The sequence below is a fragment of the uncultured Faecalibacterium sp. genome (assembly GCF_900066275.1).
Classification (GTDB): Bacteria; Bacillota; Clostridia; order Oscillospirales; family Ruminococcaceae; genus Faecalibacterium; species Faecalibacterium taiwanense.
Window position 1 is genome coordinate 74,140 of the sequence record NZ_FMFG01000001.1, and the last position, 17,139, is coordinate 91,278.

A 17,139-nucleotide genomic window follows, 5' to 3' on the forward strand; every position below is an offset into this window, starting at 1 on the left:
TTATCTATGGCAGATTATAAGAAGTCCAGTGTCCATTGCCACTCCACCATGTGCGATGGCAAAAATACCTTGCAGGATATGGCAAGTGCTGCGTGTGCGCAGGGCTTGACCACGCTGGGCTTCACCGGCCATAGCTACACCCAGCGCGACCGCGAATACTGCATGAGCCCCAGCCGCACCGCCCAGTACAAGGCCACCATCGCAAAGCTCAAGGCCGAATACAAGGGCAAGGTGGATATCCTGTGCGGCATCGAGTGGGATATCCTGAGCGAGGATAAGCGCACCGGTTACGATTACTGGATCGGCAGCGCACACCACCTGTACGGCAAGAACACCGGCAAGTATTACGAGATCGATTTCCGCCCGCAGGACCTGTGGGACTGCATCAACGATGATTTTGACGCAGACCCCCTTGCCGCTGTGGAAGCCTACTTTGCCGAGGTGGAAAAGGTGGCTGCCCTCAAGCCGGATATTCTGGCCCACATCGACCTCATCAAGAAGCTGAATGCCAACGGCGAGTTCTTCGACGAAGAGTCGCCCCGCTACAAGGCCGCTGCCCTCAAGGCCCTGCAGGCCGCAAAGGCAAACGATTGCCTGCTGGAAGTGAACACCGGCAGTGTGTACCGCGGCTACCGCAAGGACTTCTACCCCGGCCCGTGGCTGCTGGGCGAGTGGCAGAAGATGGGCGGCAAGGTCATCATCACTTCTGATTCTCATGATATCAACAGCCTGACCTACGGCTTTGACGAAGCTGCCGCCGCCATCAAGGCTGCAGGCTTTACCAGCGTGCAGGTGCTTACCGGCAACGGCTTCGAGACGCAGGAGCTGTAAAAAATTGGAGATAACCCTCTCCGTCAATGCTTCGCATTGCCACCTCCCCCGAAAGGGGGAGGTTTTGCTGTTTCTTTTACGCAGCATAAAAGCTCCCCCCTTCGGGGGAGCTGGCGAGCGTCAGCGAGACTGAGAGGGTTGTTTTGCGGTAAAAATAGAACTTTGGAGGAACCCTATGACCCACGCGCAGCCCCAAAAGAAAAGCTTCTTCAACATGAACGTAGACCTGATGCACGGGCCTATTTTAAAAAGCCTGCTGCTGTTCATGCTGCCCATTCTGGTTTCCAACCTGTTCCAGCAGCTCTACAACACGGTGGATACCATGATCGTGGGCAATGTGCTGGGCGATACAGCCCTTGCCGCCATTGGCTCCTGCGGTTCGATCTACGAGCTTTTAGTCGGCTTTGGCATCGGTATCGGCAATGGCCTTGCCATTGTTGCAGCGCGCTCCTACGGCGCGCAGGACGAAGACCTGCTCAAGCGCACGGTGGTGGGGTCGGTCGTCATTGGCCTGATCGCCTCGCTGGTCATTACAACGGCAGGCTTTTTCGGCCTGCATGCCCTGCTGCAGCTGCTGGATACCCCGGCAGAAATTCTGGAAGATGCCTACAGCTACATCATCGTGATCGACCTTGGCGTTGTGGTCATGTTTATGTATAACCTGTGCGCAGGCCTGCTGCGCGCCATTGGCAACAGCGTAATGCCGCTGGTGTTCCTGCTCATCAGCTCGGTGCTGAACGTGGGGCTGGACCTGTGGTTCATTGCCGGGGTTGGCATGGGCGTGCGGGGCGCAGCGGTGGCAACGGTCATTGCACAGGGCATCTCGGTGGTGCTGTGCGTTCTGTACGTGCTGGCAAGGGTGTGCATCCTCATCCCGGAGAAAAAGCATTTCGCCGTGGGCAGTCATCTCTACTGGGAGCTGTTCAGCCAGAGCATCTCCATGGGCCTGATGAGCAGCATCGTGTCTGCGGGTTCGGTGGTGCTGCAGTACGGCATCAACGGGCTTGGCACCCTGACCATTGCGGGGCACACCGCTGCCCGCAAGCTGTTTGCCTTTACGGATATGCCGCTCATCTCCATGGCGAACGCCGGTTCCACCTTCGTTTCCCAGAACCGCGGCGCAAACCAGCCCGACCGTGTGCGCAGGGGAATGCGGCAGATGTATCTGTACTCGGTGGTGGTGATGGTCGCCGCCGTGGTGCTGATGAGCTTTGGCGCGGAATGGATGGTGCAGCTCATCTCCGGCTCCACGGAACCCATCGTGCTGGAAAACGGTGCGCGGTATCTGCTGTGGAACGCACCGTTCTATGCGGTGCTGGGGGTGCTGCTGTGCACCCGCTACGCGCTGCAGAGCCTTGGCCAGAAGGTGCTGCCGCTGTTCTCCAGCGTGATCGAGCTGGTGGGCAAGGTGATCTTTGTGCTGGTGTTCATCCCGAAATTCCAGTACAATGCGGTCATCCTGTGCGAGCCCATCATCTGGTGCTTCATGACGGCATATCTGGTGGCGGTGTACCTGCACGAGCCCTTTGTGTTCCCGAAAAAATAACCCTCTCAGTTATCGCTGTGCGATGCCAGCTCTCCCGAAAGGGAGAGCTTTTTGCATTTTACGAGAAGCACAAAGAAAGCTCCCCCTTTCGGGGGAGCTGGATGCGAACAAAGTGAGTAGACTGAAAGGGGTTACAGCGCCGAATAGCCAAAGCTGTTCACCAGCGCATCGATGTGCTGGCCGGCCTTGCACAGGGGACAGTCGCGGCTGTCAAAGCTGGCGTAGTCCGGCAGGCTGGCGGGGTCAAAGATGGAGGTGACTTCATAGCCCATGCACTCATGGGTGGTGGCAAAAATAGCGGAAAGGCCTGCCACGGTGCCGCCGTAGTAGTTCACGGCCTCCACAGCGGCCTGCACGGTGTAGCCGGTGGTGATGGAAGCGGACAGAATGAGCACATGCTTGCCCTTGACCATGGGGGCCAGATTGTCGCGCAGGATGATCTGGCTGCCGGTGGTGTACTCCGGGGTGATCACATAAATGGTCTGGTGGGCGTTCATGTTGGCAAAGCCGTCCTTGGTCAGCTCGTTGGCAAGGCAGGTGCCGATCACCTGCGTGCCGTCCAGACAGAGCACGGTGTCCACAATGGTGCTGTGCTGGTAAGCGGCCACCAGCTCCTTTGCCACGGCCTTGGCCTCGGAAAGGCGGGACTTCTGGGTGGTGACATCGATGTAATAGTTGATATGGCTGTGGCTGGTAGCAAAGTGGCCCTTTGCTACGCGCAGGAACAGGTTACTTTTTTTGGTGGGAAGCTTTACCATATTGATCATCGAAACAACACTCCTTTTCAGGTTTTCCGGGTTGCCCCTCAAATGCAAAAAGCACCGCATCGCTGCGATGCTCCTGCACATTTTTATAACCCTATTGTACCGGAAAAGAAACCTGTGCACAAGGCATAAATCCACTAAAAAACTTTGCGCATTTTACATGATATCGCCCAAAACTTGGATACAAATGACCCGTATACGCAAAAAGACCCGCACCATATGGCGCGGGTCTTTAATGCAAAAGTAAAATCAGGTCAGAGCGAACCCTTGATAGCCTCGGTGATATCCCAAGTGGCATAGACATCACTGTAGGAATCAGTGATACTACCGTTTGCGTACATCTTCGGAATGTACAGCACCTGAACCTTGGATGCGCTGGTAAGGTTCTCAATACCGGAAACCTTCAGCGTAGGAGTCACAGTAGTCTTCGCATCGACACTGGCGTTGGAACCATCTACCAAATCAATCGTGACACCGGAGACACCCTGATAATAAGTATGCAGCTTATTGTCAGCATCGGTAACATTTACCTGGAAATGCTGCTGGTTGACCTGCAGGCTCACCTTGGTATAGATCTCAAACTCGCAAGTGAGCGTAGTACGATTATAGGTGGCGCTCTTCAGCGTGGCATCACAGATGTTGCTGCCCGGAGACAGCTTGCTGCCAACAGTACCGGTAGGACGGTTCGGGTTGGAGCAGCCGGTCAGCATGCCGGAACCTGCAATGGCAACAGCGGTAAGAGCGGTATATTTCATAAAGTCACGGCGGGAGAATGTATAGGACATGTTCGTTCCTCCTTTAAAAAGCAGATCAGTACGGCCTTGCGGCATTACCTATAAGATAGGCGAAACCGGGCCGGATGTCAATGCCTTTTGGCAAAATAAAATGATGAAATTTTGAGCTGTGACGTTGTTTTGCGACGAAATTTCGTCCTGTGCGGGCCGCGTATCAGGCGCGGGTCACGTCTGCAGCGGTCATGACGAAGGTCATGGTCTTATCCGCTGCAAAGGTGGGCATGTAAGTAACGCTCAGCTGCTGCCAGCCCTTGGGGACCATCAGCATCAGCTGCAGATAGCCGGTACCCTGCGGGGGCAGATTGGTGGAATCCGAGAAGGTCTGAGAGTTGGAGTTGTACAGCGAGATGTTGGCACCGCACTCCACGCTCTGGCCGTCGCAGGAAGCAGAGAAATCGGTAGAAGCTGCTGCCAGTGCGTGGAAGTTTGCATCCACATTTTCCTGCGGGGGTACAGGATAAGCAGCATTGATCTCGGCCAGATTCTGTGCGCCGATGTTGAAGGTCTGGTTCTTGGTGCGGTTGACCACGGTGACCAGAACAGCAATGTATTCGTAACCGGCCTGTGCAGGTGCGGTATCAATGTTGAACAGGCTGGTCAGCTGAACGCCAAGGCCGTTCCAGTTGCTGACCTTATCACCGACCTTGACATCCACGATGGTGGCGCTGCCATTCTGCTGGCAGCCGCCCAGCAGGCTTGCTGCGCCCAGAGCAGCAACGGATGCGCCGGTGCACTTGAGGAAGGTACGGCGGGAAATGGAGTTGGACATAAAATAAATCCTCCTTTTGATAGGAAAAACCGTATTCCAGAATGTTCTATTCTGTTTATACCCTTTCTGTCCGAAAGATGCAAGGGTTTGGGGGCTGAATTTACAGCTTTTTCACAGGAATATCACCCTTCGTGGGTAAGGCCCTTCACATGTGTTTCGCTGGTTTTGACCAGATTTAACAGGCTGGGCGTATAAAGCGGGAACTCGCGGGTCAGGCTTTCTGTGGTCATGGTCAGGCAGGCCGGGTCCTTTACGCCCTCGCCGCCGTTCACATCCTGTCCGTCCAGCAGGGCTTCCACATTGGCTTCGGACATGCGCATCACGGCATCGGAGCAGCCGCGCCAGCGGATGGGATCGATGCTGAACATACTGGCGGCGTTGTGCGGCTCGGCCGAGTACAGCAGGCGGAACATTTTGGCTACGGCCATCATCAGGTAGGCGCTCACCTCGGTGGTAAGGGCCTTGCTGTGGCACTGGCCGATCTTGGCGTACAGCACGTTCAGGCCGTTGGAGATCAGCTTTTTGTTCATGGTGGGCAGCACGCTGCCGTGGTAGATGTTGTCCTTCATCTTGTCCGGGTTCGGAAGGTCTTCTGCCGAGAGCATCATGCCGTTGCGCTCTGCACTGCGGCCCAGAAGATAATCGCAGGAAACATTATAATAGTCTGCCACGCGCACCACAAAGTCCAGGCCGCATTCGCGGATGCCTTTTTCGTAGTGGGACAGCAGCGCCTGCGAGACGCCAAGATCCTCGGCGGCCTGCTTCTGGGTGATGCCGCGTTCCTTGCGCAGCAGCTTGATGATACGGTTGAATTCCATGATTTTTGGCTCCTCAAAGTTCGATATAGGGGGACATCCTTGTTTTTGGTTTACAGCAGGTTGATTATACACAACGGAAAACCTTTTGTAAAGCAAGAAAAGTGACGATATTTTTCGTTGATTTTCGTCATTTTTGTCAAAAGACTTGCTCTGGACACCATATCTATGCTAAACTATAGGTATTAACGCATACATTTTGTGGCGTGCGCGGGGCCGTAGCTGCCGCCAAAGAGCAAAAAATCTGGCAGACGACACGTTTTTCTGCCAGATTTTTTCTCCGCAGCGGATTTTGCCGCCCGTTCCCGTGCCGCCGCACAGCGATAAAGAGAGGCACTATCCATGAAAACGTTCAAGCTTCATCTCATCCGCCACGGCATAACTGCAGGCAACCTGCAGGGCCTGTACATCGGCAGCGGCACCGACATCCCTCTGTGCGACGAGGGCCGCGCGCAGCTCAATGAGCTGAAAGAGCGGTTCGAGTATCCGCAGGTGGATACCGTGTTCTCCTCCCCGCTGCTGCGCGCGGTGGAAACAGCCAACATCCTGTTCCCGGATGCAAAGCACACCTTTACCGTGCACGACCTGCGGGAAGCCGGCTTTGGCAAGTTTGAGAACAAGCCGGTCAAGGAGCTGGTGCACGACGAGGACTTTAAAAAGTGGATCACCCCCGGCTCCGGCTATGTGCCCGAAGGCGCAGAGCCTACCGACCAGTTCCACGCCCGCTGCGCCGAAAGCCTGATGAAGCTGTTTGAGTATATGATCCGCATGGATGTGACCGAAGCAGCCTGTGTGACCCATGGCGGCGTGATCATGAGCATGCTCAGCCAGCGCGCGGTGCCCACCCGCCGCCCGGAGCAGTGGATGGCAGACCCCGGCTGCGGCTACACGGTGCAGACCGATGTGCAGCTGTGGATGCGGGACCGTCTGGTGGAAGCCATCGACATCGTGCCCTTTGGCTATGCCGACACCCTGCGCGGTCAGGCCGAAGCCGAGGAAAACGAGGCCTTTGAATAAGAAGCCGCTTTTACAGTTGAAAGTGCGGGTAAGGAAACAGTTACAGTTTTGGCCTATCCCTTGACAGAAACAGCGCAATCCTTTATTGTATAAGGGAACGATTATTTTAGGAGGAAGTTCCATGTCCCAGTCCATTTCCCGCCGGTCATTCCTGAAATGTGCCGGCTCCGGTGCGGTCAGCCTTGCGGCAGCGCTGCTCACCGGCGTACCTGCAGCGGCACAGCAGCCGCGTCTTGCAGGCGAACCTGCCCTGCTGGACGGCAAAGCTGCCGTGGAGCTGCTGGGCTATGCCCCTGCGCAGGAAATGGGCAATGTGCTGGTGTACCTCTCGGTGGAAAACCTCTCCGCATCCACCCTGCCGGTGGGCGCAAGCTATCTGCAGAGTCGTGAGGTGTGCACGCTTGGCGACCTGTACAGTATGGGCACCGGCGTTACCGCTGTGTGCGATGGCAAGCCGGTGCGCTGCGGCAGCTTTGCTGCGCCGCTCTACGGCGAGAACGCGGCGGATGCTTCGGTGTTCACCCTGAACCTGACGGCGGGCCGCGGCGCGCTGCTGCACTGCTTCTGCGCAGTGCCGGACAACTGGCAGACGCTGGAACTGACCTATCACCCGGATTTCGCGGCGGGCCGCAGCGTGACCTTTACGGTCAACCGCAGCACTGACCACGCCGTGCTGGGCGTGGTGCCTACCTCTCCTGCCGAGGTCGGCAGCGTGGTGGATCTGTAAAAATAACCTTAAAAACCGAAGTATCCTCGCCCTCTCCGTCATTGCTATGCAATGCCACCTCTCCCATAGGGAGAGGCCTTGGCAAAACCAGAAGCTTTGCCGCAATGCCAAAGGCTCTCCCTTTGGGAGAGCTGCCGAACAATGTGAGGCTGAGAGGGCGAGGACGCTGACCTATAATAAAAAGACCATCTGAGATGCAGTTAAAAATGCCTCAGATGGTCTTTTTTTGTTTTGTCAATTCAACACATTCTGCCCGGCGGAATCCAATACCGTCAGCTCCTGCCCGGTCACGCTGGAGACCAGCGCAATGTAGCTGCGTCCGGTGCGGATGCTCAGCGGCCTGCCGTCGGCATCGTAAAAGGCAAAGGTGGAGTCTGTGCCCTGCGTCCATGTGATGTGCCACAGCTGGCTGCCGTTCAGCCAGACACCGCCGCCAAGGGACAGGTCGTAGTCCAGCGTGGTGCCGTCGTCCCGCAGGCTGGAAGCGGAGTAAAGGACCAGCAGATTGTCGAATTGCGCCTGCGCGCCGGTGTTGGCATCCAGCTGGGCGGTGCCGTCGGCACGGAGCATCCCGTAGGTGCCGCTGGCCGCATCGTAGGCAAAGCCGGTGGTGCTTTGGGGCGCAAAGTTGATCTGCACCTGTTCGGCATCCCGGGAACCTGGCTCCGGCAGGCGGGGCTCTTTGGCCTGCGGCAGCAGGGCGGGCAGAGCGGAAATGGCAGAGCTGTCCTCGGCAGTGCTGGCCGAGGAGGAAGCGCTGCTGCCATGGTCGCCCAATGCGCCGGAAAGGTTCAGGCTGCCCAGCACGGAAGCGACCTCCCCGCCGCTGGTATGCCACAGCGGCGCGCCGCTCCAGACATCATCGCAGGAAAAGGCGTTGCGGCCCACTTCCAGCGCGTCCACGGCCCGCAGGTTATAATAATCCAGATAGTTGCGGGCAAACTGCCCTGCACCCCGCTGGATGGGCAGTACTTCCTGCCCGCTGAGCAGCCGCCAGTAAAGGTCCTGCCCAAGGGTCACTGGGCCGACGGTTGGCATGGCTGATACCGAAGGATAAGCCAAGCACAGGCTGGTGGGCTGGCCGCTCTCGGTCAGGGCTTCCAGCACCACCGATGCGCTGCCAATGCCCCACTGTGTGGTGCTGGAAGCGGCGTTGTCGATCACCACGGCGGCGGTGCGTTCGTCGGGATACTGCAGCTCCTGCCCGGTCAGCGGGTCGGTGGGCGCTGCACTGTCCGGGGCAGTGGGGCCGGACAGCGCACACCCGCACAGCAGGGCTGTGCACAGCACCGCCGTGCCAAGGGCCAGATTCCAGATGCGTTTCATGCGGTTCCCTCGTTACTGATAGCTGAAGTTGGACCACTCGTCGTCGTCCACGATGGCAAGATAGGTCTTGCCGCGGTTGAAAAGCATCTGCGCACCGGTCTTGTCGTAGACCCGCAGCGGATGCTCAGGCGAAGCCTTTTCCCAGCGGACATGCTGTACAGCGCCGCGGCTGAAATAATAGGCATCGCCGCCGGAGATGTAGCTTACCTGCTGCACATCGCCGGAGTCGCCGGAATAGCGCTCGATGGGAGCAAAGCAGACCAGCAGGTTGTCAAAGCTCAGCTGCTTTGCATTCAGCTCGTCCACGGTGTTTTCAAACTTGCCGGAGATGCGGCTGTACATCTGCATTTTATAGGTGCGGGACTGCGGATCATAGCGGAAGCTGGTCTTGTAGTGGTCCGAGTGGGTGATGCTGACCGCCTTGCCGGATGCTGCACCCTGCATGGCGTTCTCCTCGCCGGTGCGGTAGTCCGCAAAGCGGAAGAAGGTGGCGTCGTAATCGTACTTCAGCCCGATGCCCGCGTTGGAAGCGGCCTGCCGGATCTCCTTGCCGGAGGTGAACTCGGTGTGTTCATAGGCCACATCCCGGCCCCGGCTGTCGCGGTGAGCCACATGCGGATGGGTGGGAGTATTAAAGTAGCTCTTGCCGCCGATGTTCAGGCCGGAATAGTTGTATACGTTGATGAATTTGGTGCAGGCGGCGCTCTCACCGTCGTGGTAGTACAGCGCCTGATAGGGCATCAGCAGCTGCAGGAACTGGTCGCGGCCAGAGCGCAGCGGGCCGATCTCCGGGATGGAGTCGGCATCGTGGAACACCGCGCAGAAGCGGGTGATGCCGCCCTCCACCTTGCACTCGATCAGCAGATCGGCAGAGGAAAGACCGCGCTGCGGACGGGCGTTCTGACGGGAGGTGTTGGAGATGTTGTTCACCATCACGCCCACGATGCGGCCATTGCTGCGCTTGGCCTCACCGGTCAGCGGGTCGGCATCGTAAGCGGGCAGTGCGGCAAGACTGGCAGCGGGCTGCTCGGCTGCTGCCAGCGAGGAAGCAGCCATGTCCTCCGAGGATGCAGCAGAAGAAGCTGCGCCGGAAGAACTGATGCCCAGTGTCTGCTGGATCCAGCTGGAAAAATTGCTGCCCAGAATGGCACTGCCGGAAGCACTGCAGCTGGAAAGCGCCAGCGAAGCGGCAGCGGCACCGGTCAGGCGAAGAACAGTACGGCGAGTGATCTTCATAGGAAAAACCTCCTGCAAAAAACGTATCGGCGCGGCCCGGCAGAATGCCAAAGCCGGGAAAAAGTTTGCGGGTGCAGCGCGGCGGGGCGCACACTGCCGGGCAGTAAAACGCAGCGCACTGCAGACGGATTTGATTTGATTGTAACGATTCTTGCCGGGTTTGTAAAGAGGAAGTTATCGGGATGAAGCCCCTTCCGCTGCCGACCCCGGAGCATCTTCGATCTGCTGCGCGGATAAAAAGCGGAAGCCCACACCGATGCAGGAGCTTTTTGCGCCTTTTTGCCCGGGAACCCTTGCATTTTTGCGCAAGTTGTGGTAATATTATTCGGCAGTATGTTCACTGCGGAAATATGCGCTCGTAGCTCAGCCGGTAGAGCATCTGACTTTTAATCAGAGGGCCAGGGATTCGAGTTCCCTCGAGCGCACCAAAATCCCACGAAGAATCGCAAGATTCCTCGTGGGATTTTCCATTTTCTGGGGCTTTGCACACTTTTGCACACTTTTTGCACACCGGCGGGAAAGCCGTGTTTTTCCTTGCATTGTCTGCATTCTGTGCATCGTGAGCGTTTTTTCCATACTTTTTTCAGGCGAACAGCAGGCGGGTGAACTCACGCCGCTGCTCGGGGTTCATCTGTCGGACAACTTTCAGCATCCCTTCCGGGGTGATCTGGATGCTGTCCGGCAGATTTTCTTTTACCGGCACAGAGCCGGATTTGGGGGAACCGATGTCCTGTGAATAGAAGTCTGCTTCCAGCTTCTCAGCCAGCTCCAACCGGGGCTTATCCTGCGTGTGGGCGTAGGTGTCCATCAGGATGCCCGTGGTGGCGTGACCGGTGTTGCCCTGCACGGCTTTGATGTTGCCGCCGGATTCGATCAACTGGTAAGTGGCACTGGAGTGGCGCAGACCGTGGAACACGATCTTCTCAAACTCCGGGTGCTCTGCACGCCAAGTGCGGTACCATTTAGAAAGGGCTTCCGGGGCAACAGGCATACCGTTGGGCAGGCGGAAGAGTTGGCCACAGTTGCGATATCTGCCATCCATGGCAAGCTCGTCCTGACGGAGCTTTTCCAGCCAAGCCAGCAGTTCCTCTTTCAAGGGTCTCGTCAGATAAAGGGTGCGGCTGGATTTCTTGGTTTTCGGCTTCTTCAGCACCAGTGCGGAGCTGCTGCCCTCACGCTGGTCGGGGAAGATGTGGTAGATCTGATTCGGGTCGGTCTTTTCCAGTGCAGCCTTTTCGGTGCGCTGTAAGCTCCTGCCGACCGTGATGGTTCCCCGTCCATCCGCTGCATCGAAGTCGATGTCTCCCGGCTGCAAGCCAAGGATCTCTCCGACACGCAGCGAGAGAATCATGCTCAGATGAACAGCAAGGTGGAGCGTAGGGTCGGTCATGGTCTGCAACGCAGCAAGCATGGTCTTTTCGTCCCAGATGGCACGTTCTTCCGAGGTCGATTTCGGGGCTTCTCTCGGAATCGGTGACTTGAGGAGCAGACCCCACTCAACGGCATAGGAAAAAGCAGTCTTGAGCATGGCGTGGACTTCCCGGATGGAAGCACCCGTCAGAAACTGCCGCTTCTGTTTGTCGGTGAGCGTTTGCTTGACACCCTGCTTATACAGTCCGCGCGGTGTCCGGCTTAGCGTGGCGTAGAACTGTTCAAGGTCATACGTCTGAACCTTCTGAATCTGCTTCTTGCCGAGATAGGGCACGACAAGATTCTGAATCATGGCTACCGTGTGGGTGTAGGTTTTGGGTGCCCACTTGTGCTTGCTGGACTGGATGGGAAGCCACTTGTACAGCATTTCCGCTACCGTCATTGCATCGGGTATGAGGAACGTACCGTCCAAGAGTTCTTTCTCTACCGAGATCTTGCGGTCTTGCGCTTCCTTCTTGGTTTTGAAACTCTCCCAGCCTTCACAGATCCGGCCAGCATGGTCTTTGTATTTGAAACGAACGGAGTAGGAATCTCCGCGCCTGAGAATAGATGCCATAGATGTTCCCTCCCTCAGACCGCTGCAAACCAATCGTCAAAGCTCTGCTTGCTTACCCGGATGCTGGTACCGAGGCGGATCACCTTGAAGTCTTTCGTGGTGTTGCACAGATTGTACGCAGCACGGTTGGAGATCGCCAAAAGCTGGGCAATCTCCTCGACCCGGTAGACAAGCGGGGCGTGTCGGACGGTTTTTCTGGTCTGGTCAGAAGGTTCTACGGCAGGGGTTTTGGACAATTTCATTGTAGGGGATTCGGGCGCGATTTTCAAGTCCTCACGGGTCAGTTTAGCGGAATTTTTGCGGACATTCGTCATAGGCATGTCTCCTTTGCACTTCTCCAGACCCGGCGCAGCTCCGGTTGAACTGCACCCTTGTGGGCTGGCTAATATGTAAGGGCCTGCCGCTCCTGACCCGAAGCAGCAGCCCAAAAAAGTGCGAGAACTTGAATTTACGCGCCCCACGCGCCCCAAACCACACAAAAGTACCTTCCTGTGTTAATTTTATAGGGCGCATGACTGGGATAGACGCGCCCTCTTGGGGCGCATCTTGGTTTTTCTCCCGCCCCGAAGGGCGCGTTGCCGCCCTGCTTCCGCCCGGAAGGGGCGGACACGCGCCCGGAGAAAGCAACGATAACAAGTAGAAACTTCCGATTTGGGGCGCGTAGGGCGGGAGATTTTCGCTTTTCGTGTGTTTTATGCCGCAGCAAAGGCGGGGTGGACGCATACGCCCCGGAAGCCGCGGTACTTTCCCTCGATGTGCTTGGAAAAGGTCAGGCCATACTTCCCTGCATTTTTCAGCAGGAACTGGCTGAACTTCTTTTGCGGAACAGGCGATTCCAGATTATCCTCGCACCACTTGGTGTAGGCGCGGTAGAGATAGGTGGAGCGTTCCTCGGTGTCGGGCTTGAAGCGGACATACGCCGTTGCCTGCATGAACTGGGTCAGGTTGTCGCTGTCCGCCATGGCTGCTTCGAGGTTCTGGATGGAGCGCTCGCTGATGGTGAACTGATAGCGGTTCGCCAGCAGACGGTGCAAACCTTCCAGCATCCACAGCAGGATACCGGGACGCTCCTCGGACAACTCTTCGATGAGAAAGGGGTTGTCCACCCGGGCAGGGTCACGGTCTTTCACCGTGATGAGGATCTGCCTGCGCCAGAAGCCGTCGCTGTCATCATGAGCAGCCACAAGGTTGCCATTGCCGAAGCAGATGAAACGAACGTACAGCAGGCCTTGGACAGCCTGCTTGTTTTTCCGCTCGATGCACAAACGGTCTTCGGCGGTGACGATGGACTTGATGTTCCGTGTTTCGGGCAAAGCCACCATGTTCAAATCGTCATCGACCATGACCAGCTTGTACTCAAGGTTTGCACTGGCAAAGCGGTTCGTTTCGATGCGGAGGATGGATTCGGAGTGAGAGGCTTCCCCGAACAGCTTCTTCAGCAGCAAGCCGATGCGGGACTTCCCCTCGCCGCCCTTGCCGGTCATGACCAGCATCTTCTGCGCCTTGGTAGACGGGATCAGAAGATAACCAAGGTATTCCTGCAAGGTCAGAATATCCTCCGGGATGAGCAGACCGTCCAGAAATTCCAGCCACTTGGTCGGTGCGGGGGCATCGGGCTGGTATTCCACGGGGAGCCGGTTCAGGCAGAGTTCCTTCTCCGGCACAAAGCCCCGCTCGTCCAGAAAGTAGGTCCCGTTCTGGAGATGGATGCGGTCAAGCTGGGGTTTCCATTCAGGGGTATAGGTTTCGATACGGAGTGCGTCCAGAACCTGCTTTTCCTTCTTGGCAAGGTTGTCGAGCACAAAGTCACGGAGGTCGCTGTGGACTTCGTAGAGCAGTGCGTCCTCGTCCACCTCGCCGTTCTGGTCGAACAGCTTCTGTTTCAGGCACATCATGGGGTGTTTCTCTAAAAGGTACTGGCAGTAAGCGGTTTCACGCACTTTGCCCTTGCTGTTTACCCAAGGGCATTCGCATTCTTCCTCTTCTTCCAGTTCATCCTCATCACGCCAATCGTCGTTCCTCTTTTTCCAGTCGCTCATGCAATCCCTCCCAATACTTCCGTAGCTCGTTTTCGCTCTGCGGGTCCGGGAGCACCGAACAGTCCAGATAATATTCAACGATGTCAAGGTTCTTTATCGCTTCAAGGAAGCAGGGATGAAGTTCTTCTGTGGGTGACTGCGGTGCGTATCGGACCCGCCAACGCTGCAGACAGCGGTAATAGTCCAGCAGCTGCTGCCGGACGGTGGGCGGTCTGCGGGGAGCAAGCCGCACCTTGCCGTCGGCAAGTGCCATGCCGAAATCGTTCTTCAACTTTTCCACAGCCTTGTAGGGAAAAAGTTGAAAAAGTCTGCCGACAAAATCGATCACATCGCCATCCGCCTGACAGGCGAAACAGTGGAAACGGCTGTCCACCTTCATGCTGGGGTGTTTATCCCCGTGGAAGGGACAGCACATCATACCGTTCCGGTTTACGGCGAAGCCATACAGCTCCGCTGCCTGCCGGGTCGAGATGGCACTCTTTACGTCCGAAAAGACAGAGGTGTTACCCTCCGTCCCAATGGGTTGGGTACAGGCGAAAGGACGAAGCCCGGTGAGGGGCGTGGGTGAGGTTGGGGTTATTCACACATCGATCCGTCAGAGTGTTGTTCATTTGACCTCCTGCTGCGGTACGGCGTGGCTGCGCTCTTCCTTGCGGAAAAAGGCTTCCACGTTCTGTTGTGCGGTGCGGAGTTCACGCAGTTCGATCTGCGCTTTCTTGTAGCGGGTGTAGAACCCGTTTTTCTCCGAGGAAAGGGTCTGGTATTCGGCATCCAGCTTTTTGAGGTCTGGCAGCATCCTGAGCCCGTTGGCCTTGAAATAGGCGCAAGCGGCCTCGTACACAGCAAACTCTGCACGGTGCTGCTCCTTGAACTTGGCGGGATTCCGCACAGTCTGGAGCATCTGTGCAAGGGGCTTGTACTGCCGATAGACCACAAGATGCCCGCGCAGCTCCTTGAGGGAGACCATGCGGGCATCCAGGTCTTTGACCACCGCCAGTGCATCGTCGTGCTGGGTTTGCAGTTCGGCAATGCGCTGGTGTAGGGCATCTTCGCTGAGCAGCTTCTTCTCCTGCAAGAGACACAGGGTCTGCGCCATCGTTTTCAGGTTGAGCTTCTTCGCAGTGAAGACGTAGCCTGTACCCTTGCCCTCTGCGATTTTCGCCTGAATGTCGATCATCTTTCGGATCTTATCCGGCTTCTTCTTGCTGGCGGGCTGGATGGCGGTTGCAAGCTGGATGTTCTGGGAGAGGGCGGTCAGCACCTGTTCCTTTTCCAGCTTTTTGCTCAGTTTCTTGGCGGTGATAAACTTTGTCCGACCGGGTGGGCAGTAGCTCAACCGGCCTCGGCTCTCCTTCACGGCGATGCCGTGTTCCTGCATGAGCAATGCAGAAAATTCCTCGAAGGTGGTGGCCTTGTTCAGCACAGCGTAGATCTGCTTCCGCAGCTTGTCCAGCTCGGTCTGGTAGACGGTCTGGGCGGGCTGCTGTCCTTCAGCGGCAAGTTTGGCGTTGGCATGGTCGAGGCGACGTTGTCCGCGCCGCTGCGCCCAATACTCCCGCTCAGAAACATGGTCGCCTTGGGCTTCCAGCAGATTGATCTGGTTCAGATCGGCTTGCTCGCACATTTCCATGACAGCGACACGGAGGTGCCGGAGCATGGCAGAGGTGCAGCGGTGCTTCTTGCCCGCTTCCCAATCGCACGGCTTATCCATGAAGGACCGCCGTTCCACGGTGCGGACACGCAAGCTGCCGATGACGATGTGGACGTGGATGTTCCCCGCACTGTTGTGACCGTCCGGGTGGGTGCAGACGATGGCGGGATGACCGGGGAAGTTGTCCTTGCAGAACTGCAAGCCAAGGGCTTGCGCCCGCTCCATGGTCAGGTCGTTCTCTACTGCGTCCTTCGGGTCGAAGCTCACAATGTAGTGATGGGTCTTCACGTCCTCCCGCCCGCCGTTCTTGCCGTACTTGCGGTTGGCAATCAGGCAGGCCATAGCGAACGAAGATTCGCCGCACTCAAGGGTGTCGAGCAGGTACGAATCCCGCAGCTTGGGTCTGCCCTTCTCGTCCAGAATGGGCAGACCGGTGTATTCGTTGTGCTGAAAGGTGAGATAGCTTTCGGCGGCGGCATAGTTAGAGTTTTTCGAGGTCAAATGCTTGATGGTTGCCATACAGTTCACCAACCGTTTCTTCGGCTTTCAGCCGAAAGTTCGTGAGTGCGGACAGTTCCTCCAGAATTTGCGCCCGGAGCTGCTCGGTGTCTTTGCCGCCGGAGTTGAAGTGCCGTGCAAGCTGGTTGAGGTTGCTGCCTACCTTGCTGCACTGGGCAGACAAGGCGGCAAGCGCCGCCAGTGCATCCTCGCCACCCTGCGCCACCACAACGGTGTGCTTGACATTCACGCCGTACAGGACGCGGCGGACGAGTTCGGATTGGGTGAGGTGGAGTTCTTTGCAGGCGTATGCGATCCGCAGTTTTTCTTCTGCGGGCACTCTGACCTTGATGATGTGTGTCTTTCGTTTTCGCGGCGTGTCATTGCGGTTCTTCTTTGCGTGTGCGTTCGGACTTTTCATTTCAGTCATATTCGACCTCCTGTGAAAATGATAAATGCCCGCTCCGGGATGGAGAGGGCTATGTAAAGCGACACGCCGCTTTCGCACCAACGGTGCGAAGCTAGAGCAGGGTTTGGGGAAGGCACTCCCCAACAAGGATGACGGAGTGGACAGCAATTTTTCAAGCATTGAAAATTTGTGGCCACAGGTCGATACTTGCTTTCGCCCTTTCCGTGCAACACTGAAAATTTCAGAAGTCGAACCGCAATGCACGTTGGAAATTTTGCAGAGCAAAACGTGTGAAAAGGCAAAGCCCCTGCTCATGGTCACCGTTCACACCGAACGCAGTTCCTGCCCCTGTTTTGCAGCGGCGTTGTCTGGCTCGCCCACACAAAGTGTGAGGTCGTGGCGCAGTATCTCGTTCAGACGGCTTATGTAAGATTCAAGGTACAGTATGAAGAAAGCCGGGCGCAGTGCGGACACTACAACCTGCTTCTTTCAAGCACAAGAATAACACTTTGAAGTTGTACCGTCAACAACTAAAAACAAATTTTGGAAGATTGAACAACTACATAAGATTTTATTTGTGAAAAAGAAAAATACCGCCCATGCAGCGCAGCGATGATTTTGTCGGGTGAAACGGCGGCAAAATAGATCGGGTGTGTTGCGGGGCGGTAAAAATCTTCATAGGGAATAAATCCACACCGTTCTGTACTTTTCTACATAAATGGTGGGATTT

The 17,139-nt window shown here is 56.7% G+C and carries 16 protein-coding genes and 1 tRNA gene; 5 read left to right on the forward strand and 12 right to left on the reverse strand.

Annotation, left to right across the window (positions count from 1 at the left end):
* Positions 1 to 6 precede the first annotated feature (6 nt).
* On the forward strand, positions 7 to 831 hold the full coding sequence (locus QZL71_RS00380; RefSeq protein ID WP_294647280.1) for a histidinol-phosphatase HisJ family protein: 825 nt from the start codon (positions 7 to 9) through the stop codon (positions 829 to 831).
* Between the two features lie 175 nt (positions 832 to 1,006).
* On the forward strand, positions 1,007 to 2,377 hold the full coding sequence (locus tag QZL71_RS00385) for an MATE family efflux transporter (protein WP_294647282.1): 1,371 nt from the start codon (positions 1,007 to 1,009) through the stop codon (positions 2,375 to 2,377).
* Positions 2,378 to 2,508: 131 nt separating this feature from the next.
* Here QZL71_RS00385 and QZL71_RS00390 read toward each other — a convergent pair whose 3' ends face one another.
* The 4 genes from QZL71_RS00390 to QZL71_RS00405 all read right to left on the reverse strand — a co-directional run bounded on the left by QZL71_RS00390 (position 2,509) and on the right by QZL71_RS00405 (position 5,522).
* Positions 2,509 to 3,144 (reverse strand): phosphoribosyltransferase, encoded by a 636-nt coding sequence (locus QZL71_RS00390; RefSeq protein ID WP_044953901.1) that lies wholly within the window; start codon positions 3,142 to 3,144, stop codon positions 2,509 to 2,511.
* Positions 3,145 to 3,395: 251 nt separating this feature from the next.
* Entirely contained in the window at positions 3,396 to 3,926 is a 531-nt protein-coding gene (locus QZL71_RS00395) for a twin-arginine translocation signal domain-containing protein (RefSeq protein WP_294647284.1), read from the reverse strand.
* A 163-nt stretch (positions 3,927 to 4,089) separates the two neighbouring features.
* Positions 4,090 to 4,704 (reverse strand): twin-arginine translocation signal domain-containing protein, encoded by a 615-nt coding sequence (locus QZL71_RS00400; protein ID WP_005943633.1) that lies wholly within the window; start codon positions 4,702 to 4,704, stop codon positions 4,090 to 4,092.
* Between the two features lie 122 nt (positions 4,705 to 4,826).
* The gene (locus tag QZL71_RS00405; RefSeq protein ID WP_005943631.1) at positions 4,827 to 5,522 is read right to left on the reverse strand and encodes a helix-turn-helix domain-containing protein; all 696 of its coding nucleotides are present in this window, start codon (positions 5,520 to 5,522) and stop codon (positions 4,827 to 4,829) included.
* A gap of 339 nt (positions 5,523 to 5,861) precedes the next feature.
* On the opposite strand from QZL71_RS00405, the gene QZL71_RS00410 reads away from it, so the two are divergent.
* Positions 5,862 to 6,536: a histidine phosphatase family protein gene (locus QZL71_RS00410; protein WP_294647286.1), complete on the forward strand. Its 675-nt coding sequence runs from the start codon at positions 5,862 to 5,864 to the stop codon at positions 6,534 to 6,536.
* A gap of 121 nt (positions 6,537 to 6,657) precedes the next feature.
* Positions 6,658 to 7,263 (forward strand): Tat pathway signal sequence, encoded by a 606-nt coding sequence (locus tag QZL71_RS00415; protein ID WP_097774587.1) that lies wholly within the window; start codon positions 6,658 to 6,660, stop codon positions 7,261 to 7,263.
* A gap of 234 nt (positions 7,264 to 7,497) precedes the next feature.
* Here the strand turns inward: QZL71_RS00415 and QZL71_RS00420 are convergent, their stop codons facing one another.
* Both QZL71_RS00420 and QZL71_RS00425 read right to left on the reverse strand, forming a co-directional pair.
* On the reverse strand, positions 7,498 to 8,589 hold the full coding sequence (locus QZL71_RS00420) for a DUF3048 domain-containing protein (protein WP_294647288.1): 1,092 nt from the start codon (positions 8,587 to 8,589) through the stop codon (positions 7,498 to 7,500).
* A 12-nt stretch (positions 8,590 to 8,601) separates the two neighbouring features.
* Entirely contained in the window at positions 8,602 to 9,825 is a 1,224-nt protein-coding gene (locus QZL71_RS00425; RefSeq protein ID WP_294647289.1) for a DUF3048 domain-containing protein, read from the reverse strand.
* Between the two features lie 352 nt (positions 9,826 to 10,177).
* Between QZL71_RS00425 and QZL71_RS00430 the strand changes: the two genes are divergently transcribed.
* Positions 10,178 to 10,253: transfer RNA gene (locus tag QZL71_RS00430), tRNA-Lys, on the forward strand.
* 155 nt (positions 10,254 to 10,408) lie between these two features.
* Here QZL71_RS00430 and QZL71_RS00435 read toward each other — a convergent pair.
* From QZL71_RS00435 to mobC, 6 genes are all read right to left on the reverse strand, one after another.
* Positions 10,409 to 11,812, reverse strand: a complete 1,404-nt coding sequence (locus QZL71_RS00435) for a site-specific integrase (RefSeq protein ID WP_117530134.1) — start codon at positions 11,810 to 11,812, stop codon at positions 10,409 to 10,411.
* 14 nt (positions 11,813 to 11,826) lie between these two features.
* Positions 11,827 to 12,132, reverse strand: coding sequence for a helix-turn-helix domain-containing protein (locus QZL71_RS00440; protein ID WP_207697882.1), 306 nt, complete (start codon positions 12,130 to 12,132; stop codon positions 11,827 to 11,829).
* A 372-nt stretch (positions 12,133 to 12,504) separates the two neighbouring features.
* Complete coding sequence (locus QZL71_RS00445) at positions 12,505 to 13,851, reverse strand: DNA primase family protein (protein ID WP_294647290.1); 1,347 nt, start codon at positions 13,849 to 13,851, stop codon at positions 12,505 to 12,507.
* The gene (locus QZL71_RS00450) at positions 13,814 to 14,269 is read right to left on the reverse strand and encodes a CHC2 zinc finger domain-containing protein (protein ID WP_294647291.1); all 456 of its coding nucleotides are present in this window, start codon (positions 14,267 to 14,269) and stop codon (positions 13,814 to 13,816) included. The genes QZL71_RS00445 and QZL71_RS00450 overlap by 38 nt, the downstream gene beginning before the upstream one ends.
* A gap of 189 nt (positions 14,270 to 14,458) precedes the next feature.
* On the reverse strand, positions 14,459 to 16,021 hold the full coding sequence (locus tag QZL71_RS00455) for a relaxase/mobilization nuclease domain-containing protein (protein WP_294647293.1): 1,563 nt from the start codon (positions 16,019 to 16,021) through the stop codon (positions 14,459 to 14,461).
* Complete coding sequence (gene mobC, locus QZL71_RS00460) at positions 15,984 to 16,430, reverse strand: plasmid mobilization protein (protein WP_294647294.1); 447 nt, start codon at positions 16,428 to 16,430, stop codon at positions 15,984 to 15,986. Before mobC ends, QZL71_RS00455 begins: the two co-directional genes overlap by 38 nt.
* Between the last annotated feature and the right edge of the window lie 709 nt (positions 16,431 to 17,139).

Excerpts from the sequence above, each read along its gene's own strand:
- QZL71_RS00380 (WP_294647280.1), top strand. The coding sequence starts at position 7 with ATGGCAGATTATAAGAAGTCCAGTGTCCATTGCCACTCCACCATGTGC.
- QZL71_RS00385 (WP_294647282.1), top strand. The coding sequence starts at position 1,007 with ATGACCCACGCGCAGCCCCAAAAGAAAAGCTTCTTCAACATGAACGTA.
- QZL71_RS00390 (WP_044953901.1), bottom strand. The coding sequence starts at position 3,144 with ATGATCAATATGGTAAAGCTTCCCACCAAAAAAAGTAACCTGTTCCTG.
- QZL71_RS00395 (WP_294647284.1), bottom strand. The coding sequence starts at position 3,926 with ATGTCCTATACATTCTCCCGCCGTGACTTTATGAAATATACCGCTCTT.
- QZL71_RS00400 (WP_005943633.1), bottom strand. The coding sequence starts at position 4,704 with ATGTCCAACTCCATTTCCCGCCGTACCTTCCTCAAGTGCACCGGCGCA.
- QZL71_RS00405 (WP_005943631.1), bottom strand. The coding sequence starts at position 5,522 with ATGGAATTCAACCGTATCATCAAGCTGCTGCGCAAGGAACGCGGCATC.
- QZL71_RS00410 (WP_294647286.1), top strand. The coding sequence starts at position 5,862 with ATGAAAACGTTCAAGCTTCATCTCATCCGCCACGGCATAACTGCAGGC.
- QZL71_RS00415 (WP_097774587.1), top strand. The coding sequence starts at position 6,658 with ATGTCCCAGTCCATTTCCCGCCGGTCATTCCTGAAATGTGCCGGCTCC.
- QZL71_RS00420 (WP_294647288.1), bottom strand. The coding sequence starts at position 8,589 with ATGAAACGCATCTGGAATCTGGCCCTTGGCACGGCGGTGCTGTGCACA.
- QZL71_RS00425 (WP_294647289.1), bottom strand. The coding sequence starts at position 9,825 with ATGAAGATCACTCGCCGTACTGTTCTTCGCCTGACCGGTGCCGCTGCC.
- QZL71_RS00435 (WP_117530134.1), bottom strand. The coding sequence starts at position 11,812 with ATGGCATCTATTCTCAGGCGCGGAGATTCCTACTCCGTTCGTTTCAAA.
- QZL71_RS00440 (WP_207697882.1), bottom strand. The coding sequence starts at position 12,132 with ATGCCTATGACGAATGTCCGCAAAAATTCCGCTAAACTGACCCGTGAG.
- QZL71_RS00445 (WP_294647290.1), bottom strand. The coding sequence starts at position 13,851 with ATGAGCGACTGGAAAAAGAGGAACGACGATTGGCGTGATGAGGATGAA.
- QZL71_RS00450 (WP_294647291.1), bottom strand. The coding sequence starts at position 14,269 with ATGATGTGCTGTCCCTTCCACGGGGATAAACACCCCAGCATGAAGGTG.
- QZL71_RS00455 (WP_294647293.1), bottom strand. The coding sequence starts at position 16,021 with ATGGCAACCATCAAGCATTTGACCTCGAAAAACTCTAACTATGCCGCC.
- mobC (WP_294647294.1), bottom strand. The coding sequence starts at position 16,430 with ATGACTGAAATGAAAAGTCCGAACGCACACGCAAAGAAGAACCGCAAT.